This is a genomic window from Pediococcus sp., assembly GCF_003533255.1.
GTDB lineage: Bacteria > Bacillota > Bacilli > Lactobacillales > Lactobacillaceae > Pediococcus > Pediococcus parvulus.
Genome location: NZ_DOEM01000012.1, coordinates 1 through 21,810, shown reverse-complemented (window position 1 = coordinate 21,810; position 21,810 = coordinate 1). Strand labels below are relative to the sequence as shown.

Here is a 21,810-nt window from a genome sequence, read left to right as displayed (position 1 = left end):
ATTCTTGACCTAAATCCAAAACCTTCCAAAGCATCATCCGGAGACAAAATACCTATTAACATTAAAAAAGCAAGTGCACATAAAATGATGGCGTTCGGTGTGGTAATTTCCATAGCCATTAGCACAAAAGTAACAGCTAACGTTATTAGCACAATCGCAATTTGCAAAGTCGTGTCATATCACTCCATTTCTAAAACTTATTAGAAGAAAATTGAATTTGGAAATTCTCAAACACAAAGTTATCCTTTACTAATTAAATGATTTTAAAATCGGCTTTTTGTGAGAAATATCTTTTCATTTCAAACGTCAGTTACTTTTAACGTTGAAGAAAATTGTAATATATACTTATGAACTAACGTGGGAGATAAATTGAGGATTTAACACGAAGTTTCGTCAAATTTGAATACTTCGTGAATTGCTAATGATAATTATTAGCAATTTGCGAGCAAAAAGATGCGATCAAAGTCAAAACTGACTTTGATCGCATCTTTAACAACATCTATTATTCACTTTTTTTATTCCACTTCGAATTCATTTAAATAAACACTAAATGGTTGTAATGCTTCGGCTTCATAACGTCGCTTGAAATCAGCAATTTCTTGTGCAGAGTTTGTTGCCGGATCTAATTGTAATTTTTCTGCTGGTAAAGGTCGATTATTACGAATTTTCACATCAATTATAACTGGGCCTTCAACTTTAATTGCCGTATCAAAGGCCGCGACCAATTCTTCATGAGTACAAGCTGTAATACCTAAGGCGCCCATTCCTTGTGCAATCATTGCATAATCTGCACCCTGCAAGTCGACGCCAAAGAATTTTTGCTTTTCATCTTCTTGTTCATCTTTAATAAAATCAAAGCTTTCATTTGAAAAAACAACGTTAATGATGTGTAGTTTTTCCTTCACTTGAGTTAAAACATCTTGCATCACCATTGAAAACGCACCGTCACCCGTCAAATTGAAGACTTGCCGATCAGGATAAGTCAGCTTTCCTGCAATTGCAGCACCCACACCGTATCCCATCGTAGCAAACAGGGCAGAAGTGGTAAATTTTTGTTTTGGATTCATATTCAAGAATCGCAAACTGTTCATCGTCACATCACCCACATCAATCGCAAACACATCATTACCAGTGGCCACACGATTAATTTGTTTGAAAACTGAACCTACTTCCAAAGGCTCTGTTTTTTTACCAGCTAATTGTTGGAGATAGGCACGCCAATTCTTCATATTAGCCACACAAGCCTCATAAAAAGGCCGATGTGCCACTTCTTTACTTTGCGCGACTAATTGGACCATTGTTTGTTTGGCATTGCTGAGCAACGGTACATCCACATCATGTCGCTTACCAATTTTGGCAGAATCAATGTCGACTTGAATAAATTTTGCTTCTGGTTTAAACAGATCCTTCGTCCGCCCGAACGGAAAATCAGCACCGATCATCATAATGAGGTCTGCTTGCTCCAAAGTTTCATTACCAGGCTTAGTCGAAACCCGGTAAGCCGATCCCATGTTACCTTCAAAATCATCCGGAATAATTCCCTTTGAAATTGACGACATCACAACTGGTAGTTTGAGATGTTTTGCCAAAGCAATCAATTCATCGGTTGCGCCTTTAACTCCGATTCCCGCAAAAATCACGGGTCGGTTTGCTGTTGAAATTAGATCAATCGCCTTTTTCACCATTTGACTATCCGGAGCTGGTAAAACTGGTTGCACATAACTATGTCCAGATGACCAAAACTCGCTTGGAATTTCTTTGGTTCCCAAGTCATTAGGAATCGTGACTACTGCCACGCCATTTTCTTTATATGCCCGCCGAATTGCTTCGTCCACCACATGTGGCAAGCTTTCCGCCGTCATGACTGTTCGGTTATAAACAGAAACATCCGCAAACATTGGATTTTCATTCATTTCTTGGAAAGAATCCCAGTTCATGTCAGCAGTCCTAACCTGCCCAATTAGTGCCAATACTGGCACATGATCCATTTGGGCATCATACAAACCATTAAATAAATGCGTGGCACCAGGACCAGCTGATCCGAAACAAACGCCTAACTTTCCAGTTAATTTTGCATGGGCTGTGGCAGCGAACGCACCAATTTCTTCATGACGAACCTGAATATAAGCAATCTTATCCTTTTCGACTCGTAACGCATCCATCGTACTATTAATTGATCCGCCTGGAATGCCGTAAACCTGCTGAACATCCCAGTCTTCGAGTACTTTCATCATCGCAATACCAGCATTAATTGTTTCACCCATTATTAATCCTTCTTTCTAGTTTTGATTTATTGTCGTTATAACTGCATACCTATGGGTGTAGTATCTCATGAAGTAAATACGCGTGTAAAAGAAAACGCTCTCATTAGTTTATACAAAAAATGAGACCACAACAAAACCTATGTCTTCGTTGAGATCTCGTTCATATTTCCAAAATGTTATTTTTAAACCGTAAAAAAAAGCAGATTCTGAGCCTAGTCACAACTATGCTCAGAATCCGACCGTCTTTTTTCACTTTCATTTTTCTAGTTATTATAGAGTTTGAAAAATTAACCAAACGTTTAAAATAACTAGGACAATTGCAGCAACCCAAGCACAGACATTGACCCATGTTCGGTTGGCAAACTCACCCATCAGTTTCTTGCTACCCGTAAAAATAATTAGTGGGATCATTGCAAACGGTAATGCCACACTCAAAAATACCTGTGAGAACGTCAGTAAGTTTTCAATTTGTGATTCATTTCCGTGATAGTAAATGGCAAATCCTAAAACAGGAATAATGGCCAGCAACCGGGTTAACAAACGCTGTGCCCATAACGGCATCCGCAACCGAATGAAACCTTCCATGATAATCTGTCCAGACAAGGTTCCAGTAATAGTGGAGCTTTGACCAGATGATAACAAGGCAACCGCAAACAGCATACTCAGTACCGGACTTGCGACCGCACCAACAATTTTTGAATTACCTAAAGCGTTGTATAAGTCGACGAAACGGCCTAAGTCTGAATTGGTACCAAAGAACAATGCAGCTCCTAAAATCAAAAGTAAACAGTTGACGACAAAAGCCATCGTTAATTGCATATTGGAATCAGCGACTGTGTACCGAATTGCACTGCGCACACTCTTCCGATCATTACGATCAAAATTACGTGTTTGAGAAATGGATGAACCCAAGTACAAATTATGAGGCATAACCGTGGCACCCACAATTCCTAAGCCAATATACAACATTGATTTGTTCGCAATAATATCTTTTCCGGGAACAAATCCACGCAGAATTTCTGGTACATTTGGTTGTGCCAAAATAACTTCATACAAGAAAACAAAGAGAATTACAGCAACCAGTGTCGCTACGATTGCTTCAATTTTTCGAAATCCTAGTTTCATTAACAGCAATAGCAGCAAAACATCAAATGCTGTAATGATAATACCGACAATCAGTGGGAACCCAAACAGCAGCTCCAACGCAATCCCTGATCCAATAATTTCCGCAATATCGGTAGCCATAATGGCTAGTTCTGTGATAATAAATAGAATGATACCACCGAGTTTGGAAGTCTTTTCTCGGGTAAGTTGCGCTAAATCACGACCAGTTACAATTCCCAGCCGAGCAGCCATTGCTTGTAACAGCATCGCGATTAAACTTGAAATCAAGATGACACTAATTAACCGGTATTTAAACTGAGCTCCACCAGAAATTGAAGTAATCCAGTTACCTGGGTCCATATATCCTACTGAAACTAAAACTCCAGGTCCTAAGTACGCCAAAAATGTTTTTAGAACTCCTGCATTTTGCGGAACTTCGACACTTCCGTTAATTTCATCTAAAGATTTACTCGCGCCACCAGTAGATGAGATCATGTGGTGTGTTTTGTGACCTGTTGTTGAATCCTTTTGTACCGAACTCCCCTGTACTGCTTGTGACTGTCCGTCACCATTTTGGATCTTTACTTCTTTAATATTGTCTTGGTTGTCTTTCTTTGCCATGGCATTTCCTCTTTTCTAACATTCTCAAAATCCAATCTCTGAATTATCGAACTACGATTACGGAAACGTGTGCCCGTTTTGCAATTCTTAATCCTACCGCTCCTGGTACACGGTGGCTTGCATCCTCTGTATCAGATCCGCAAACAATCAAATCCGGTTTAAACTTTGGAATAACTCTTTCTAATATAACATCATCTACATCACCAGCACCAACAGTTAATCCAGTCACATGCTCAGCACCCAGTTTTTCGGCAATCGTCATATAATCTTCAACCGTTTGGCGAACATCATCTTCCTTTTTGTCGATCTTACCTGGTGTCATCACATCAAAAATGCTTACATCATCGTCTTCTAAAACGGAGACAATACATAATTCAATCTGATAATCATGTGCCATTGTCGCTGCATAACGAAATGCCCGGATCGAAGAATTTGGATCATCAGCATCCACAGTCAATAACACGCGACGGAAAACAAGTGGTTGACTCAATTCACTAGCTTGCATAACAAACCTCCTCATTTTTGGTTTCATTAGTGTTTTTAAATCACCATATTCAACCTGTATTCAGATGGCTTCAGTTTTTTACCAATTAAATGATATTAACACTTAAAACAATAGATTTCCACAAAAAGATAAACGCAAATTAAAAAAAGTAAATATAAGTTTATTTTAATTTTAGGTTAGTCTTATTTTTTTAAAAAAAGCTTTGTCATCTAAAAAAGCATCCGCTCATTTTTGAACGAATGCTTTGCAAGTTTAATAATTAATTTTTTGAAACAACTGAAGAAGCCGAATCAGTCAAACTTTTCTTTGCTACATGGGTACGTGTACTTTTATTAATAATAACGGTAATCAAAGCCACGGCCGCAAACACACTCAAAATGAGGTAATCAATTGCAGAACCTTGGCGGGTTTCCGCAACAGTTGAGCCACCATGCAATTCCAATGAACTGACAACGGAAGCCAAAATTACGGTTCCCATAGCGCCAGCATACTGCTGCATCATGTTAAACAAGGAATTAATATCCCCTCTTTTTTCTGGCACAACTTGTTGACTGGCAGCTCCCATAACGTTTCCGAAACTGAAAGCCACACCAATTCTAAGAATAACAAACAAGGCCAATAGAATCATTGAAGTCATCACATTGTTTAAGAAGAAGAACAAAACAACTGATGCCAACAAACAAATATTACCCACCATCAATGGTAAGAAGGCACCCTTTTTATCCATAATTGAACCGGTACTTGGCGAAATAATTGCGCCGATCAAGGCCCCAGGTAAAACTAATAATCCGGCAACCATAGAACTTTGATGTAAGTTTACTTCAGCAACCATTGGTAACAACCATGAAATTCCAATATTTACGAAGGCTAATACAAAGTAGTTTACCAAATGAAGCCAAACGGCTTTTTTCTTTAACAGTCCAAAGTCCAAAACTTCACGGGCACTCTTTGAATTGTACCAAGCATAACTAGCTAATAATAAAATTGAAATGATTAGAGAAATCCAAAATGCTGCTGAAGTCCAACCGGCAAGTCCTGCTTCATTAAATGTCCACACAAATCCGATTAGGACTAAACTCAACCAAACCATGCCAAAACCATCAAATGATAATTTTTCGCCATCTTTATGCTGAACAGGAATATCGATACTGCTCATTCCCATGATTAACACGATGATACTTAGAGGTAAAACAACCCAGAAGATCCATCGCCAGTTGATTAAAGTGTTTAAAATTCCGCCATATGTCGGTCCTAAAGCTGGTGACAATGAAGTTAGCATACTTGCAACTCCGTTATAAGTCCCAACGTGTTGACTTGGAATCTTTACATTAATAATTTGGAACATCAAAGGCGTTGCTAGTCCGGTTGCAACGGCCTTAATCATCCGGCCAATCAGTAATAACCAAAATGTGCCGGCAATCGCACAAACAATCGAGCCCACTATAAACGCCGTTGCTGAAAAAATAAAAATCGAACGGAATTTAAACTTCCGCATGATGAACGCCATTGCTGCCATCATGATTGTGACTAAGAGCAGATAAGCAGTTGTAATCCACTGAACTGTTCCCACACTCACGTTAAACTGATTGCTTAGTGTATTCATTGTGACGTTCAACGAAGTTTCAACCAAAATACCCATAAATGAGATCATTCCGGCCGAGACAATCGCTAATCTTGTTTTCAATGAAATCTTATTTTCATCCATCTTGTCGCCCATCTCCTTGATTTATTCTGTTATTTTTATAAAATACGAATAATTTCAAAACACAAAGGCACATCCAGCTTCGGCACTGCCTTGCTGTCGTGTCCTTGAATGACTCTTTTTTTCTTATACTCTTTTAGGACAGTTTCTGAAGACAACCTCAGTATTATAAACGCACCTAGCGCGGGACCTCATCCCGCTGACGGTGCGCTTATAATACTGAGGTTAACTCCGTCTTCATCCACTCACTTTTCCGCTGAGCTCTAGGACCGCTCACGGAGGCAGTCCTTTAAAAATAACTATGACTCCCGCGGGATTGCGATTCCGCATACGTCACAGTTATATTTCCTCTTTAATGTTTTTTTCCACTGAGCTCTAGGACCGCTCGCAGGAGCAACCTTCTAAATATAACTATGATTCCTGCGGGATTACGATCCCGCCTCCATCACAGTTATATTTAGAAGGTTAACGCTCCTGCTCGCGCACTCTAACTCCATCTCTCATCCACCTCATTTGGAATTCCGAACGCATCTAATATCTTCATCGTCTGGTGGTTCACCAAATCCTGAATCGTCTTTGGATGATTATAAAACGCTGGTACCGGCGGAATTATTTGTGCCCCTACCTTCGCCAACTTCGTCAAGTTTTCCAAATGAATCACACTCAATGGCGTCTCTCTTGGCACAATTATCAGTTTTCTCTGTTCCTTTATCGCAACATCTGCAGCGCGCGCAATCAAATTATCGCCAATTCCATACGCAATCGTTGCCACCGTCTTCATACTTGCCGGCACAATCACCATCCCATCATTCAGAAACGAACCACTCGCAATGGCCGCACCCTGATCATTGCTATGGTAAACCTTGTCAGCCAATGCATTAATCTGACTCAATGAATAATCTGTTTCTAACTCCAAATTTTTCTTTGCCCACTGACTCATCACCAAATGAACCTCTACATTGTCTAATCGATGCAACTTTTCCAACAAGTTAATTGCATATATGGTGCCTGAAGCACCTGTCACTCCGACGATAATTTTTTTCATGTTTGCACCTTCTCACGGTATGACTTTTCGAAAATTGTAGTTTTAATAAAATAGTCTGGGTAACCAAACTTTCTATTTTTATAGCCGAAACGTGTTAAAGAGAGCAACTTCCTCCACTTGCCAGTTCTTGCGGCTTGGTTTGAAGCCACAAGAATGGTCATCTCCCGGAACATCAAAGATTATTAGTGATTTTTGCTAATAATCTTCCTTAATGTGGAGTAGTGCCAGTTCTTGCGGCTTGGTTTGAAGCCACAAGAATGGTCATCTCCCGGAACATAAAGGATTATCTGCGTTCTTTGCTAATAATCTTCCTTAATGTGGAGTAGTGCTATTTGCTCTTTCTACCCTTATAGCTGAAACGTGTTTAAAAAGGCAGCTTCCTCCGCTTAGCTACGGTAAACTAAACGATTCCTAAACCGAATCATTCAGTTACCTAGGCTAATGCTCAGAAGCTATCTGCCTTTTGAAACACTCTACTTTAAGTACTTCTCCCAATCCTTCACTTCTTTAAATTGGGCCCGTTCAAACTGATCCTTCATATCAAATGGCACCGTTCCATCAATCACCAATTTCGATGACATTCCTCGTGTCCGAATTGACTTTGGATCATACTCTGGTCGCTCCGATGGATCCAATGGATGATTTCGCATTCCCGGCAACACCATAATATCTTGATCTGCTTGGAATCTTGTATTTATCGTCCACACCACATCATTCATATCAAAGATATCCACATCTTCATCCACCAAGAACACTGTCTTCAATTCCTTGAATGATGAAAATGCTAATAAGGCTGCCTGACGTTGAATTCCTTCATCCGCCTCATTATCCTTATGAATCTGCATGATGGTCATCAACTTACCACCACCTGCTGGAGGATTGTACACATTCAATACCTTTCCAGGAATTGCTCGGTTTGTTAAGGACAAAATACTTGCTTCAGTTGGGATACCTGCCATGCTGACATGTTCCTCAGAAGGTCCAATAACACTTTGCATAATCGGATGTTCTTTACGATGAGTAACCGCTGTAACCTTGATCACTTGCAATGCTGGATTAGCATCACCATCGTATCCAGGAAATTCTGGCATTGCCTTACCTGTATGCGTATTAATATCTTCTTGAATGCGCTCGTTTGGCATAATGTAGCCTTCCAAAGTGTACTCAGAACGAGCTAATGCTTTTTCATCAACAGTTAATCCATCAACTAATTGCACTGGCTCTTGACGAATAGCACCAGCAACACCCAATTCGTTATAACCCAATGGTGTTGTCGGTGGCTCAAAGGTCGCTCCAATTGTTATCGCAGGATCCAGACCAATATTAATTGTAATTGGCATTGGTTTGTTCATTTTTTCATATTCTTCAGCAAATGCCCCGATATGACGGCCACCAGGCATAATGTAAATGCCTAACTTGTCTTTATCTTCCAAAACCATACGATGAATTGTGACATCACTCATGGTCTTGTCTGGATTGGAACCATAAACCACCCCAACAGTGATGTATGGACCCGCATCCATTGGTGTGTTTGTTGGTGCAGCAACCAATTTACGAATATCAAAATCAGCATCCGTAGACTTATGCACAACTTCATGAGCTGGTGCGTCTTCTTCAGCAACTGTCACAGGTGCCACTGGATTTTCAACAGAATCGTTTAAAAACTGACCCAATGTGTGATAATCGTGATGGAACATCTTCCCAACCCGTTTACGACTTGCCATCAAGCCCATCAAAACACGTGTATCGGGTAATCCCTTGACGTTATTAAACATCATCGCTGGACCTTCTTGAGTAGGACGTTCAACAGTCCCACCGGCACCAATATAACGATAAACGCCAGATAATTCAGCATCTGGATCAACTTCAACATCAGTTTCATGATATTGACCCGGTTCTTGTTTTAATTCATCAAGAACTTTACGCAAATCATAAACATCTTTTTTTGCCATAATCAATGACCTCCAATTTTTAATTCTTTTAAAAATCTCGTAAATTGTGAAATCTTCTTACGTTTGTCATTATATGAGTGCAAATCCTTGCGAACAAATCGCATTTCGACTAGCATTATTCCCAACAGGAATAATAGAATTGAGGCTGACTTATGACGATTGAAGATTTAAAAGATTTTGTGGCTTTATATCAAACTCGCAACGTTTCGGATGCTGCTGTTGAGTTATTAATGACACAGTCCGCTTTATCCAAACGCATTCATGCCATGGAAGACGAATTGACCACCAAATTGATTTCCACGAAAAATAAACGTCACTTGGTCATTACTGAAAGTGGCGAGGTTTTTTTTAGGTATGCTGAAACAATTTTGACGCAGTATGATTTGCTCACTCAAGAACTTTCGGAATATCGAGAGCTCAAAAAAGGAACCCTGCACATTGGCAGTGTTCCGGTGATGTCACAGTATGGACTAATGACAAAAATGAGCCAATTCATGGCAGATTATCCACAAATTAATATTCGTCTTGAAGAACTAGAAGGCGTTGATTTGTTGGAAAAGCTCCAATCCAAACAGCTTGATCTTGGTATTTTGCGTAATGTCCAGACCCAGTTATTAAATAAATCGCAATTCCATTTTATCGATATCGATCAAGACGAACTCAAAGTCGTTCTGCCTGCCAATCATCGCCTTGCTAAGCAAGACCAGATTTCAATTGAAGACTTACGCGATATTGATGTCGTTGTTTTAAGTCCCGGTTCTGGGATCTATGAACGGATCGGCAAACTTTATCAACAAGCCGGTTTCACACCCAATATTCGATTCACAACTACTCATATTGAAACTTTAATGGGAATTATTGAAAACTCGCAACGTGTCACTTTCTTATTTCAAAAATCAGCAGAGCCGTTTATGAGCGACAAATTTGTCACCCGTTCCTTTTCGACACCTATATATAACAAACTGCAATTAGTCTACCCTCAAGGGACACTAACTCAGGCAGGACGACGGTTTATTAACTATATAACCCATGCATCCCAGCCAATTCACAAATCTTAATAATTTTTTTGTTTCAACTCTCCTTTTTTGTGGTAAACTCATCAACAATTCAATGTCACTTAGCCGCTTTTAAAAAGGAGATTTGAAATGGCAAACAGAGTTACAAGGAATTTTATCGATAATTTACCAAAGGCAGAATTGCATGTTCATTTAGAAGGCACACTAGAACCTGAGTTGCGCCTTAAATTAGCGCGTAAGAATCACATTGATATCGGTACAGATTCGCTTGAAACTCTAAAAGCAACCTATCATTACGATACCTTAGCTTCATTTTTAGCTGTATATTATTCGGCGTTGGATGTTTTACAAACTGAATCAGATTTTTATGATTTAGCTTTTACTTATCTCAAAAAAGTTCACGAAAACAACGTGCAACATGTTGAGATGTTTTTTGATCCCCAAGCTCATACCAGTCGGAAAATTAGTTTTGAAACGGTCATCAACGGCTTTTCAAAGGCAGCAGAAGATGCAAAAAAATTCGGTGTAGACGCTCAATTAATCATGTGTTTTCTGCGTGATTTTTCTAAAGAATCAGCTCGGAAAAGTTTAGAAGCTGCTAAACCTTACCAAGACAAAATTTTGGGAATCGGGCTTGATTCAGACGAACATAATAATCCGCCGTTGAAATTTGCCACAGCGTTTGACAATGCGGTATCTGAAGGCTATCATATCACCATGCATGCCGATGTTGATCAAGTCGATTCCATCGATCACATTAAGCAGGCGCTGGAAATTATTGGTGTGGAACGTTTAGATCACGGTACAAATATCGTTGAGAATCCTGATTTAGTTGATTTCGTGAGCACCAATAAAATTGGGTTGACCTCTTATCCCAATTCCAATCAATTTCTTAGCCAAGATATGAAGGGTGCTGAAGTCAAAACCTTGCTGGATCGCGATGTGAAAGTAAGTATCAACTCAGACGATCCCGCCTACTTTGGTGGATACATCAACGATAACTACTGGTCCATCACAAAAAATTATGAGCTGACGCAGGAACAAGTGGTGCAATTAGCCAAGAACTCATTTGAAACCGCCTGGATCAGCGATAGCCAAAAAAATAATTATATGAAACAAATCGATAATTATGTCGCCAATTTTGATTAAAAAGGTTAATAAAAAGGTTTGATAGCCGAAACGTGTTAAAGAGAGCAACTTCCTCCGCTTGCCAGTTCTTGCGGTCTGAACTTCGGCCACAAGAATGGACATCATCCGAAACATAAAAGATTATTAGCGTTATTTGCTAATAATCCTCTTTAATGTGGAGTAGTGCCAGTTGTGCTTTCTATCTTTATAGCCGAAACGTGTTAAAAAAGGCAGCTTCTTCCGCTTAGCTACGGAAAAGCAACGATTCCAAGTACGAATCATTGCTCTTCCTAGGCTAATGCTCAGAAGCTATTCGCCTTTTTGAACACTCTTTTTATTTTCTTCTTCTCCGCCGACTTCTTGTCTCAGGCTCCGACACATCTTCTTCATCTTCCGACACTTGTGGATGCCGACTTGCCCGCGTTGGCCGTTCTTCTTGCTTCGTTACTTCTTGGTCAGCAGTTACCTTACTATGCTGGGACAAATACACAATTGCACCCAAAATTAAGATTGCTGGCACCAAAATTGCCGAATCCTGCAACCACGGCACAAAAATGCCCGAAACAAATGCGCCAACCATAAAACTGCCCACCACAATACCAGTATCAGCAGCCTTTTGTTTTGCAACCACATCATGGCGTATATAGCCAGTGTACAAATTTTCTGCAGCCGTTCGAATATTTCCCGTCATCATCAAAGAAGTGAACGGCCCATCTTGTAACTTTCGAAACTCCTGTAATTGAGCTGCCGCCGTAATGGCTAGCAACATCACGGTAATCACATCTGGTGCATTACTACTGATCATGGCCACCAAAACCATCAAAGCAAACTCATAGATTAAAACAAAGTAGGCCCGTTTTAAATAGTTTCGCTTAAAGTAATGCTGGACGTGCCGAATAAATACGGTACCCAGTCCAAATGCAATAATCGCAATTAAATAGTAACCGAATTTTGCAAAATGACCCTTACTCAAACTGACTCCCATCAAAATTAGGTTTCCAGTTTGGAGTCCGGCAAACACACCGCCATGTTCTAAATATGTGTATGCATCTAAGCCTCCAGCAATGGCTGCTAAAAATGCGCCGAAATATAGTTGCTGGTAGGCAGGATAAGCTTGTCTCCTCAAAAAAATGGTCCCCTTTCTCTCTTATGTTTAAATCCTTTTGAATTCATGAAAATTGATCAACATATTTCAGTGTAGCATGAACCGCATTCAGACTAAAATAATTATTTAAGACGTTAATTATTCTTTAAAAATTGTATAATTGGATGAAACCGTTTTATAACCACTAAATATCGAAATGAGGTTCAGTCATGCACAAAAAATACACTTGGCGAACAGCCGAAAAAACAATTTATCCAATCAAAAAAGCACCTTCAATTGCCACCCTACCAACACAAACCTTCATCACAATTTCTGGTTCCGGAAACCCAAATAGTGACGCATTTGGCAGAAAAATTGCCGCTTTATATGCCGTTAGCTACGCAATTAGAATGGCACCAAAAAAAGGCATCCACTTTCCTGGCTCCTTTGAATATACCGTTTACCCCTTGGAAGGCTTTTGGACGTTACCAGAAAATTATCACAGTAACGAGTTAGATAAAAATCAGCTGGTTTATCAAATTATGATTAAACAACCTAACTTCATCACACCAGCTGTTTTTGACCAAGCGCTAAATTTGGCAAAACCCAAAATTGATTCCGAGCTATTTAGTCAACTTTCTTTAGAAACTAAACAAGAAAAGACAGTTGGGATGATCTTACACGTTGGCTCTTTTGATGACGAACCTGCTAGTTTTGCGAAGCTGGCACAGTTTTTGGATGAGCAAGATTACAAGCGCACTAGTAAAGCTCATAAAGAGATTTATCTTTCTGATTTTAGAAAAGTAATTGAGGATAAACGTAAAACGATTCTACGAGTATCTATAACGAAAAAATAAAAAAGTGAAACAAAACTCGTCTCACTTTTATCGTCATTTAAACGATTTAAGAACCATCCTATAAAATTTCATCACTAATTTTTTGGAACGCAAACTCACAGCAGGCTTCACGAAATTCGTTTCGTTTGAGTTCAGGTTGATGTAAATCATATGCATCAGTCTGGCCTTGAAAACTAATCCCAATCCAGGCAGTTCCAGCCTTTTCGCCCTCAAGTCCAGTTGGCCCTGCTGCTCCCGTAAATGAAACGGCAAGATCAGTATTGAGGGCTTTTTGCGCACCTTGTGCCATAGCAACAGCTACCTCAAAACTAACAACGCCATACTGCTGAATAAGTGATGCCGGCACATTTAGAAGTTGTGTTTTAACTGCATCCGAATAGGTCACAAATCCACCTGTAAAAATATCAGAGCTCCCCGGAACGGATGTGATTTCTGATTGAAATAATCCGCCAGTTAGGCTTTCTGCCGCTGTAATTGAAATGTTTTTTTCGATTAAACTTTTTACCACATAATTAACTAATTTAGCGTTCATGAATGATCATCCCTTTTAGTCCTTTTGATTTCAGTTTACCTTTCTGCTCCAGAATTACCACCATAAAAATCAAAAACGTTGTCATCCAACATCAGGGAAGGCAACGTTTTTAAACGATTACTTTTTAATTCGAATATTTTCTTCATGTACCGCCTGTACAACCGGATGTTTCGCAAAATAATCACTAATCAATTCGGTCATATCAATTTGAACTTCACGCACAATTTTACTTGCGGCAAACATCTGATAATCACCGCCACCAATCCCGCGATATTGATTTAACGTCACTTCCAGTTTCTGATCGTCGTGCACCGGTTTGCCATGATAACTTAACGCAATTACCCGCTGTTTTTCTGGTTTATTTAAATCAAACGCATAATTAATGCCGCTATAGATATCGTAATTATACAATTGTAGCTTGGGTTCCCGGAACTTAGCTGAAACTGCGACCTGACCTTTTGAATCAACCATGAAGAAGCTCACACACCTTTCCAGCGCTCGTTTCAAATCGGTACCCGTAATTTTTAAAACCACCAGCGTATTTGGATAAACGTAGCTATTCACGATATTACGCATCGTGACGGTCGGATCATAACCCAACACTTCATCATTAAACAAAGACGTTGCTGATAAATCAGTATGGGTTGCTGCCATTTGAACCTGATTAATAAAACTAAAGTAAGGATGACCATGCAGACGAGCCGTCATAGGATCCGTAATTTTCATATTACCGATAACTTCTCCCATTGGCGCATCAAGCCAATCTTCAACGTCGTCTTGTAAATCAGAAGTTAGGTTTTCAAACTTTGCGGCTGGTTGCACATCGGCCACAAAAATTAGATGGGCATCTTGTGTTTGAACCTGGTGCTGAGCATTCAAATTCAATTCAATTGCTCCAACAAATTTACCTTTTTCGCCTGGTTGGGTTGTCGGCACACCCTGGCAAATGGTGGCGATTTCTCGATGTTGGTGCCCCGTCACTAATGCATCAATTCCGGCCACTTCTTTCAATAATTGGTAGCCCTCGTTTTCTCCTGTAAGCCGTTCACTAGGTTTACCAGTTTCCAAATCACACTCAAAGCCACCATGATAGGCCACAATCACGATATCGACTTGTTCTCGCAATATGGGAACCCATTTTTTGGCAGCCTTAATTGCGGATTCAAAACGCCAACCTGCAATGTGATCCGCTTGCTCCCAATGAGGAATATATTGCGTTGTTAATCCTAAAATACCTACTTTTAATCCGTGATGTTCCAGAATTTTATACGGGGCATCAATGACGCCATCGCCGGGATTCTCTTTCAAATTAGCAGCCAAAATGGGATAACGACGCCCAGTTTCACACTGCTGTAGATACGCCATGCCATAATTGAATTCATGATTCCCCAAAATACCTGCGTCGTAACCCACCGCATTCGTCAGTCGGGTATAGATAGACCGCCATTTAGCCTGCTTTTTTGCAGTGAAATAGGTTAACGGTGAGCCTTGAATAAAGTCGCCATTTTCAATGGTGATCACCCATTCGTCAGCCGCGGCTTGTTGTTTAATTTGCTCAATTTTAGTCGCTACTTTTAAAAAACCATATTCTTCATGATCGGTGCGCTGACTATAGTTTGTAGGATAGAGGTAGCCATGTACATCACTTGTTGATAAAATTGTGAGTTTCATTGCCTACACCAGCCGTTTCCGAAGCGTTCCTGAAATAAAATCGATCAAGGTGACCGTAATGATAATACCCAGTAAAATAATCCCCACTCGTGACCAAGTCCGCGTTTGGATGGCGAAAAGAAGTGGTGTGCCAATTCCACCAGCCCCAACCATCCCTAAAATAGAAGCTGATCGTACCGCAATTTCAAATCGGTACAAAGTGTATGATAAAAACTCTGGTAAAACCGTTGGCAAAGTTGCAAATACCAATGTCTGTGAACGATTGCCACCGCTACTCATGAGGGCTTCACTAGGTCCAAAATCCATATTTTCAATCGATTCACTAAACAACTTTCCTAACATCCCAATGGAGTGAATGCTGACGGCCAAAACACCAGCAAACGACCCCGGCCCAACTGCTTTAATAAACATGATAGCCAAGACGATTTCGGGAAAAGTCCGAATCAAAGTCAGGACTAGTTTGCCTGAAGTTGACCGAATGTGAAACCGTGGCTTACCTGTCCGAGCCGCCCAAAAAGCAAACGGCACACTCAAGATGGCCGAAATAAAAGTCCCTAAAAACGCCATTGCAATAGTTTGCAAAATCAGGCTTACCAGATCTTCGCCACTGCCATCATAGACGTACTTCCAATCTGGATGAAAAATCCCATAGGCAATTGAACGGGAAACTTCACCCGCAGAATCTTTAATCCCCGTAAATTGCACACCAGTAATACCCCAAATATAAATCACGGCAATGATCACCAACCAAAACAACCATTTATACCGTTTAGACCGCAACGATGTCTGATTCACTGTTAGTTGTTTCATAGTAATCGCTCCCTCAACGTATTGCTGACGCCATCAATAATTAGAACCACAACTAAGATTCCTAAAATAATGATCGCCGTTTGGCCATAAGCAAACTGATCTAAGGATCGTTGTAAATACACCCCAATCCCGCCGGCACCTAAGTAACCAAGGACGGTTGAAGCCCGCACATTAATTTCAAACGTATACAAGAAATAACTTACAAAATAGTTAAATACTTGAGGAATGACTGCAAACACAACCAACTGTGTTTTGTTGGCACCCGCCGCCTGTAGCGCTTCTAATGGTCCCTCATCAATCGTTTCAATTGCTTCATAAAATAGTTTGGAAATCATCCCAAAGGAGAAGATGGCTAGTGTAAACACACCGGCAACGGGACCGATTCCGACAATGGCCACAAACAATGCAGCCAACATCAAATCCGGTAACGTCCGTACTAAATTTAAAATAAACCGAATAATGCCACGGAGAAATTTATTTTTCACGATGTTCCGGGCTGCTAAAACCGAAAATGGAATGGCAACTAGGGTTCCCACTGTGGTCCCGATCAACGCCATTTGGATGGTTTCTAAGATGGGTTGCACCACCAAACTTGTGTACTCCATTTGCTGCAAAAGCACAACGAACTGACCAAAATTTGCAAAAAACATGACAAAGTCAACGCCAGTCATCTTTGCGGTGCCAATAACTAATAGAACAAATAGCGTCAGCCAAGCAATCGTTTTAACATGATACTTCTGCGCAAAGGTTCGCGTTGGGACAATATTCATGCTTGCACCTCGCTTTTCTTTACAATACTGACAGGTTGATAAATGGCCTCCAAATCTTTTTCGGTCACTTTGCTGATGGGTTCGTCGTAAACAAGCTCACCATCACGCAACCCGATAATACGATCAGCAAAGCGCTTAGCCAAAGACACCGAATGCAAATTCACAATTACAGTAATATGAAACTCCTCATTTAATCGTTTTAAATCATCCATCACAGATTCAGTCGTCAGCGGATCCAGCGAGGCAATTGGTTCATCCGCCAAAACAATTTTAGGATCCTGCATAAACGCCCGGGCAATCGCAACCCGTTGTTGTTGACCACCCGATAATTCATCCGCCCGACTATAGAGTTTTTCACCAAGACCCACTCGTTGCAAAGCTTCAATCGCTTTTTGTTTATCTTCTTTTGAAAATAATCCCAACGTGCTCTTCCATGTGGAATAATACCCTACTCTTCCTGATAAAACGTTGCGTTGCACACTAGAACGTTTGACTAAATTAAAGTTTTGAAAAATCATGCCAATACTGCGCCGCAATCCCCGCAATTCTTTGCCTTTTAGATGCACAATCGATTCACCATCTACCCGAATGTCACCTGTTGAAATATCGTGCATCCGATTAATTGTGCGCATCAACGTACTTTTCCCGGCACCCGAAAGGCCCACAACGACGAGAAACTGGCCTTTAGGGATGGACAAGTTAATATCTTTCAAACCCAAGGTACCGTTCTGATAAGTTTTAGAAACATGTTTAAACTCGATTATTGGTTCGTCTGTCATATTCAGGATTCCTTTCGTTTATCCAAACTTGCAAGAAAAGGGAGCACGCACTCGGCGTCCCCCTTTCCTAAACTGAACTGTCTTTGAAGACTATTTATTTAATTTCTTAGCTGTCTTGTCATATGCCCGAATTGCATTGTAGTCGCTATCCTTGGCAGTGACGTAGTTTTCATGTGAATAAACTGATGAAATGATTGCGTGGCCCTTCTTGGTCTTGGCAATTGCCTTAAAGGCTTTAGAAATCTTTTTATCCCACTTGCTACTCATATCACCACGAACAGTAATCGTATCGTTTGGAATACCCTTCGTTGTATAGATTGGCACAACCTTTTTCATGACATCTTTAGCATCTTTTTCAACAAGCAAACGGGCGCCTTGGAAGACAAAGGCCGCATCCGCATCGCCATTATAAACGGCCATGACACCTTGATCATGTCCCTTAACCTGAACCGTTTTAATGTTGTCCTTGTTAATATTGATACCATGTCGATAAAGTTCAACCGCTGGATAAATCCAACCTGCAGAAGAAGTGGTATCTTGAACCGCAATCTTCTTGCCCTTTAAATCCTTGATTGACTTAATGCCACTACCTTTGCGAACTAAAATCTGAGCTTTGTAAGTGTTGACCAACGTATTGGTAATCTGGTCATTAGGTTCCTTGTATCCGTAACGCTGAGCCTTCAACAAAACCTTTGCGTTATATTGTTTATGAGCCAAAACATATGCATCTGGTGGCAAGAAACCAACATCAACCTTCTTAGAACCCATTGCTTCGACGATCGTATTGTAGTCTGTTGAAACGGAAACCTTAACTGGAATCCCGAGTTGTTTCTTTAACAAGCCTTCCAATGGTTTCGCCTTTGCTTCAATAGTGCTGGCATTTGAAGACGGAACAAACTGAACCGTCAACTTTTTCGGTGTATAGGATTTGCTGGCCGAACTACTTGAACTCTTCCCGCAAGCTCCCAAAACAAAAACAAGTGATAGTGCCCCAACAACTGTAGCCAATCGTTTAAACATTCGCATCAAAGTGTCTCCCCTTTTGATTGTATTTGACAAGTTCAGTGTATCTCATAGTCCGAACGATTTCAATAACATTTACAAAAATTGTTAAGTTTTCACCAAATTAAACTGTTTACATAACTTTCAGTACCATCCATTTATTTGAAAGCCGAATGAAAACACACCGAGAGAGCCAAATTGATCACATATCGCCATTTAGGGGGTAATTTGTCGTCAAAATCGGGACTACAATTTAACCCGATTCATCCGAAACCACTTATGGGTGTTGCTTTCATAGACAAAGCTTCTTCACTTATGGGGGTTGTAATGCCTGTTTCTAGGGCGCAAAAACGGAATGCCAAACAAGGCCGACCTATTTTTGCATAAAAAAGTCCCCTCAATCTAATTTGAGAGGAGGAATTATATTTATATCTCATTTGATTACAGTTTCCGAATCATATCAAGATGGGGAATACCAGTATCTAAATACACATCACTAGTCGCTTCGAATTCAAACGATTCGTAAAATTGCTGTAAATAAGCCTGGGCTTGAATTTTAATGGTCGTGATTTTAGGCATTTCCGCTTGAACCACCTGAATACCAGCCGTTAAGAGTTGGCAGCCATACCCATGTTTTCGAAACTTTGGATCAATTACCACGCGGCCAATCCGGATTGCTGTGTGGTCAGTTTCTGGAATTAACCTCAAATAACCCACTAAATTTCCAGTATCATCATGCATTTGCAAATGTTTAGAAACCAAATCTGCCTCATCGACTTCTGGATAGGCACAATTTTGTTCCACCACAAAAACATCGGTACGCAATTTATAAATTTTAAAGAGTTCCATATTCGTTAATTCTGAAAAAGCTTTGACTGTAACTTTCATTTTATGCTCCTCGACCGTTGGCTAGCTTTCATTGAACTTCAGTATTTCCTGCAATTGAAGTTCATTTATCATATTCCGACAATACCTGTTTTAAAAAACGTTGATAGTTTTCGACAAAATCAGGTGGTCCAATTACCTTGATGTGAGAGCCGAAGCCCGCCAAATAGCGGTAACCAAATTCATGATAGGGCACGGTAATTTCCGCATAATAGTGCTGATTATCAATCTCACTGAGAACCTTGGCGCCATAGCGTTCCACAAATTGGTCGCGAACCGTCGCATCTATTTTAACTTTAATTGGAATGTTCGGAAACGGAAAATAAGTTTTAGCCAGCTGCCACTTAGTCTTAAACTTCCGTTGCGTAAATTTCGTAGACAACTGTTTTACATTCGTAATTCGAGAAATTTTATACGTTAGGAATGCCTGCTTTTCTAGAACATAACCTTGTAAATACCAACGCGTTTCCTTGGCCTGTAACTGATAGGGCTCCACCGTTTGCCTTATTTTACTGCCGTCAACATCAATGTATGTAAATTTAACCAAATATTGTGACTTGATGGCGTGTTGAAGAGCGTCCATCATTTCTGCTATCTCGGTACGCCCTGACCACTGCTGAAACGAGATCGAGACGGACTTTTGTGTGATTTCATGAGGAATCATGCTTCGGATTTTCTCGAGTGTCGCTTTAATGTCATCATTCAACATGAGACTTTGAAAACCATTTAACGCAATCAAAATGTTTTCCAAATCTGTCACAGATAAAAGGCGTTTGTCGAACTTATAAGCTGGCATTAAGCCGTAGCCCCCATGACTGCCCCGCAACGCATAGACGGGAATGTTGGCCAGCGCCAGCGTATCCATATCTCGTAAAATGGTGCGTTTGGTCACTTTAAATAAATCTGCAAATTCCTGTGCAGAGATCACGTCGCGCTCTAACAACATCATCACTATCGCGATTAGTCGTTCAATTTTCATTTTATTTCCACCAATTTTCATTGATGACAGACACCTGTCACCTTTAATCCAGTATACTATCACTATATTAAAAAAGGAGATCTTTTAAATGACTTTTGAAATCATAAAATTACCGGAACAACTCTTTGCTGGAATCACAACGGTACTGCCCACGCCAGAATCTTTTGACGATATTTCGGCACTCAGTAAGGTGAAAGCTGAATATTTGGACAAATTCAAAAAAGATGCTGCAAAGTTAAGTGGCGGTGCACAAGATGATAATATCTATGGCATTAACTTTAATGATGCTAATCAAAACTATCTAGTTGGTGTCAAAGTTACCAAAGTTCCCGCTGGAACAGCAAGCTTCTCCACTCCAGCAACAACCTTTGCAAAATTCACGACCAAAGCTACCGACCGTCCCCAGATTGATCAATTCATCGGTGCTGCTTATGGCGAACTGTCGCAATCCGCTAAATATGGAATTGGTGGTAACTACAACGTAGAGATTGTGAACAATTTTGTGAAAGATGCCGATACGTTTACGTTGCTTTTGCCGGCGATGGAAAAATAAAGTGACCATAATGAAAAGTGCCCTTCAAATATAAGGGCGCTCTTTTCATATATTGATTTTGGCACTCTTAAGAATACGTTTTTTGCACAATTAAAAGTTCATAAATCTCTTATCTAGATCGATTCGACAATAAAAGTCCTGCAAGCACTACAGTCAATATGTTTGACAACACTTGCAAACCACTGTTTGAGTTTCCTGAAACGTTCAAAATTAAGGAGACGATAGCCACCAGTATTGTAATTACGGCTAACCATTTAATTTTTTTACTCATAGCTCTTTCCCTCCTTTTATTAGTCACTTGTAAAACAAGTATTCATTAATAGTAATAGTTGCTTCCTTTGCTCTTAACTATATTGATTCGACACTCTTCTAAAACTACAGTGCCAGCCAGTGAATTGTAGCTAGTGCTCTTAACTATATTGATTCGACACTCTTCTAAAACGTTCATCGATATATAAATTTTCCATTTTAAGCTCTTAACTATATTGATTCGACACTCTTCCAAAACTCCAAGGTTAGATAATGCAACTTGCTCCTATCCTAGTATTTGG

General features: G+C 40.1%; 20 protein-coding genes. 4 read left to right on the top strand and 16 right to left on the bottom strand.

The window, feature by feature from the left end:
- Positions 1-515: 515 nt before the first annotated feature.
- The 6 genes from spxB to DD627_RS03695 all read right to left on the bottom strand — a co-directional run bounded on the left by spxB (position 516) and on the right by DD627_RS03695 (position 9,193).
- Positions 516-2,264: a pyruvate oxidase gene (gene spxB, locus DD627_RS03720; RefSeq protein ID WP_260275021.1), complete on the bottom strand. Its 1,749-nt coding sequence runs from the start codon at positions 2,262-2,264 to the stop codon at positions 516-518.
- A gap of 270 nt (positions 2,265-2,534) precedes the next feature.
- A complete protein-coding gene (locus DD627_RS03715; RefSeq protein ID WP_068807977.1) occupies positions 2,535-3,863 on the bottom strand; it encodes an Nramp family divalent metal transporter in 1,329 nt (442 codons plus the stop codon).
- Between the two features lie 169 nt (positions 3,864-4,032).
- On the bottom strand, positions 4,033-4,494 hold the full coding sequence (locus DD627_RS03710) for a universal stress protein (protein WP_057784854.1): 462 nt from the start codon (positions 4,492-4,494) through the stop codon (positions 4,033-4,035).
- Between the two features lie 259 nt (positions 4,495-4,753).
- Positions 4,754-6,199: an MFS transporter gene (locus tag DD627_RS03705; RefSeq protein WP_260275020.1), complete on the bottom strand. Its 1,446-nt coding sequence runs from the start codon at positions 6,197-6,199 to the stop codon at positions 4,754-4,756.
- A gap of 484 nt (positions 6,200-6,683) precedes the next feature.
- Positions 6,684-7,241, bottom strand: coding sequence for a UbiX family flavin prenyltransferase (locus DD627_RS03700; RefSeq protein ID WP_068807941.1), 558 nt, complete (start codon positions 7,239-7,241; stop codon positions 6,684-6,686).
- A 473-nt stretch (positions 7,242-7,714) separates the two neighbouring features.
- Entirely contained in the window at positions 7,715-9,193 is a 1,479-nt protein-coding gene (locus DD627_RS03695) for a UbiD family decarboxylase (RefSeq protein ID WP_260275019.1), read from the bottom strand.
- Between the two features lie 152 nt (positions 9,194-9,345).
- Between DD627_RS03695 and DD627_RS03690 the strand changes: the two genes are divergently transcribed.
- Both DD627_RS03690 and add read left to right on the top strand, forming a co-directional pair.
- The gene (locus DD627_RS03690; protein WP_260275018.1) at positions 9,346-10,251 is read left to right on the top strand and encodes a LysR family transcriptional regulator; all 906 of its coding nucleotides are present in this window, start codon (positions 9,346-9,348) and stop codon (positions 10,249-10,251) included.
- Positions 10,252-10,338: 87 nt separating this feature from the next.
- A complete protein-coding gene (gene add / locus DD627_RS03685) occupies positions 10,339-11,358 on the top strand; it encodes an adenosine deaminase (protein ID WP_260275017.1) in 1,020 nt (339 codons plus the stop codon).
- Between the two features lie 313 nt (positions 11,359-11,671).
- On the opposite strand, the gene DD627_RS03680 is transcribed toward add, so the two are convergent.
- Entirely contained in the window at positions 11,672-12,463 is a 792-nt protein-coding gene (locus DD627_RS03680) for a YoaK family protein (protein WP_068807931.1), read from the bottom strand.
- A 188-nt stretch (positions 12,464-12,651) separates the two neighbouring features.
- Between DD627_RS03680 and DD627_RS03675 the strand changes: the two genes are divergently transcribed.
- Positions 12,652-13,278, top strand: coding sequence for a GyrI-like domain-containing protein (locus DD627_RS03675; protein WP_260275016.1), 627 nt, complete (start codon positions 12,652-12,654; stop codon positions 13,276-13,278).
- 58 nt (positions 13,279-13,336) lie between these two features.
- Here the strand turns inward: DD627_RS03675 and DD627_RS03670 are convergent, their stop codons facing one another.
- The 8 genes from DD627_RS03670 to DD627_RS03635 all read right to left on the bottom strand — a co-directional run bounded on the left by DD627_RS03670 (position 13,337) and on the right by DD627_RS03635 (position 20,706).
- A complete protein-coding gene (locus DD627_RS03670; RefSeq protein ID WP_260267354.1) occupies positions 13,337-13,810 on the bottom strand; it encodes a CinA family protein in 474 nt (157 codons plus the stop codon).
- Between the two features lie 117 nt (positions 13,811-13,927).
- A complete protein-coding gene (locus DD627_RS03665; RefSeq protein WP_260275015.1) occupies positions 13,928-15,481 on the bottom strand; it encodes a bifunctional metallophosphatase/5'-nucleotidase in 1,554 nt (517 codons plus the stop codon).
- 3 nt (positions 15,482-15,484) lie between these two features.
- Positions 15,485-16,291: a phosphonate ABC transporter, permease protein PhnE gene (gene phnE, locus DD627_RS03660; protein WP_260275014.1), complete on the bottom strand. Its 807-nt coding sequence runs from the start codon at positions 16,289-16,291 to the stop codon at positions 15,485-15,487.
- Positions 16,288-17,061, bottom strand: coding sequence for a phosphonate ABC transporter, permease protein PhnE (gene phnE, locus DD627_RS03655; protein ID WP_260275013.1), 774 nt, complete (start codon positions 17,059-17,061; stop codon positions 16,288-16,290). The genes phnE (DD627_RS03660) and phnE (DD627_RS03655) overlap by 4 nt, the downstream gene beginning before the upstream one ends.
- Positions 17,058-17,840: a phosphonate ABC transporter ATP-binding protein gene (gene phnC / locus DD627_RS03650; protein ID WP_068807915.1), complete on the bottom strand. Its 783-nt coding sequence runs from the start codon at positions 17,838-17,840 to the stop codon at positions 17,058-17,060. Before phnC ends, phnE (DD627_RS03655) begins: the two co-directional genes overlap by 4 nt.
- A gap of 90 nt (positions 17,841-17,930) precedes the next feature.
- On the bottom strand, positions 17,931-18,866 hold the full coding sequence (locus DD627_RS03645; RefSeq protein WP_068807913.1) for a phosphate/phosphite/phosphonate ABC transporter substrate-binding protein: 936 nt from the start codon (positions 18,864-18,866) through the stop codon (positions 17,931-17,933).
- Between the two features lie 417 nt (positions 18,867-19,283).
- On the bottom strand, positions 19,284-19,730 hold the full coding sequence (locus tag DD627_RS03640; RefSeq protein WP_260275012.1) for a GNAT family N-acetyltransferase: 447 nt from the start codon (positions 19,728-19,730) through the stop codon (positions 19,284-19,286).
- A gap of 61 nt (positions 19,731-19,791) precedes the next feature.
- Positions 19,792-20,706 (bottom strand): helix-turn-helix transcriptional regulator, encoded by a 915-nt coding sequence (locus DD627_RS03635; RefSeq protein ID WP_260275011.1) that lies wholly within the window; start codon positions 20,704-20,706, stop codon positions 19,792-19,794.
- An 88-nt stretch (positions 20,707-20,794) separates the two neighbouring features.
- On the opposite strand from DD627_RS03635, the gene DD627_RS03630 reads away from it, so the two are divergent.
- Positions 20,795-21,259 carry an effector binding domain-containing protein gene (locus DD627_RS03630; RefSeq protein WP_057784846.1) on the top strand — a complete coding sequence of 155 codons (465 nt, stop codon included), beginning with the start codon at positions 20,795-20,797 and terminating at the stop codon, positions 21,257-21,259.
- A gap of 109 nt (positions 21,260-21,368) precedes the next feature.
- Here DD627_RS03630 and DD627_RS03625 read toward each other — a convergent pair whose 3' ends face one another.
- Positions 21,369-21,530 (bottom strand): hypothetical protein, encoded by a 162-nt coding sequence (locus tag DD627_RS03625; protein ID WP_157077608.1) that lies wholly within the window; start codon positions 21,528-21,530, stop codon positions 21,369-21,371.
- Positions 21,531-21,810: the final 280 nt, after the last annotated feature.

Excerpts from the sequence above, each read along its gene's own strand:
- DD627_RS03640 (WP_260275012.1), bottom strand. The coding sequence starts at position 19,730 with ATGAAAGTTACAGTCAAAGCTTTTTCAGAATTAACGAATATGGAACTC.
- DD627_RS03625 (WP_157077608.1), bottom strand. The coding sequence starts at position 21,530 with ATGAGTAAAAAAATTAAATGGTTAGCCGTAATTACAATACTGGTGGCT.
- DD627_RS03715 (WP_068807977.1), bottom strand. The coding sequence starts at position 3,863 with ATGATCTCATCTACTGGTGGCGCGAGTAAATCTTTAGATGAAATTAAC.
- phnC (WP_068807915.1), bottom strand. The coding sequence starts at position 17,840 with ATGACAGACGAACCAATAATCGAGTTTAAACATGTTTCTAAAACTTAT.
- phnE (WP_260275013.1), bottom strand. The coding sequence starts at position 17,061 with ATGAATATTGTCCCAACGCGAACCTTTGCGCAGAAGTATCATGTTAAA.
- DD627_RS03710 (WP_057784854.1), bottom strand. The coding sequence starts at position 4,494 with ATGCAAGCTAGTGAATTGAGTCAACCACTTGTTTTCCGTCGCGTGTTA.
- DD627_RS03645 (WP_068807913.1), bottom strand. The coding sequence starts at position 18,866 with ATGCGAATGTTTAAACGATTGGCTACAGTTGTTGGGGCACTATCACTT.
- DD627_RS03705 (WP_260275020.1), bottom strand. The coding sequence starts at position 6,199 with ATGGATGAAAATAAGATTTCATTGAAAACAAGATTAGCGATTGTCTCG.
- DD627_RS03670 (WP_260267354.1), bottom strand. The coding sequence starts at position 13,810 with ATGAACGCTAAATTAGTTAATTATGTGGTAAAAAGTTTAATCGAAAAA.
- DD627_RS03675 (WP_260275016.1), top strand. The coding sequence starts at position 12,652 with ATGCACAAAAAATACACTTGGCGAACAGCCGAAAAAACAATTTATCCA.
- DD627_RS03665 (WP_260275015.1), bottom strand. The coding sequence starts at position 15,481 with ATGAAACTCACAATTTTATCAACAAGTGATGTACATGGCTACCTCTAT.
- phnE (WP_260275014.1), bottom strand. The coding sequence starts at position 16,291 with ATGAAACAACTAACAGTGAATCAGACATCGTTGCGGTCTAAACGGTAT.
- spxB (WP_260275021.1), bottom strand. The coding sequence starts at position 2,264 with ATGGGTGAAACAATTAATGCTGGTATTGCGATGATGAAAGTACTCGAA.
- DD627_RS03700 (WP_068807941.1), bottom strand. The coding sequence starts at position 7,241 with ATGAAAAAAATTATCGTCGGAGTGACAGGTGCTTCAGGCACCATATAT.
- DD627_RS03630 (WP_057784846.1), top strand. The coding sequence starts at position 20,795 with ATGACTTTTGAAATCATAAAATTACCGGAACAACTCTTTGCTGGAATC.
- DD627_RS03635 (WP_260275011.1), bottom strand. The coding sequence starts at position 20,706 with ATGAAAATTGAACGACTAATCGCGATAGTGATGATGTTGTTAGAGCGC.
- add (WP_260275017.1), top strand. The coding sequence starts at position 10,339 with ATGGCAAACAGAGTTACAAGGAATTTTATCGATAATTTACCAAAGGCA.
- DD627_RS03695 (WP_260275019.1), bottom strand. The coding sequence starts at position 9,193 with ATGGCAAAAAAAGATGTTTATGATTTGCGTAAAGTTCTTGATGAATTA.
- DD627_RS03690 (WP_260275018.1), top strand. The coding sequence starts at position 9,346 with ATGACGATTGAAGATTTAAAAGATTTTGTGGCTTTATATCAAACTCGC.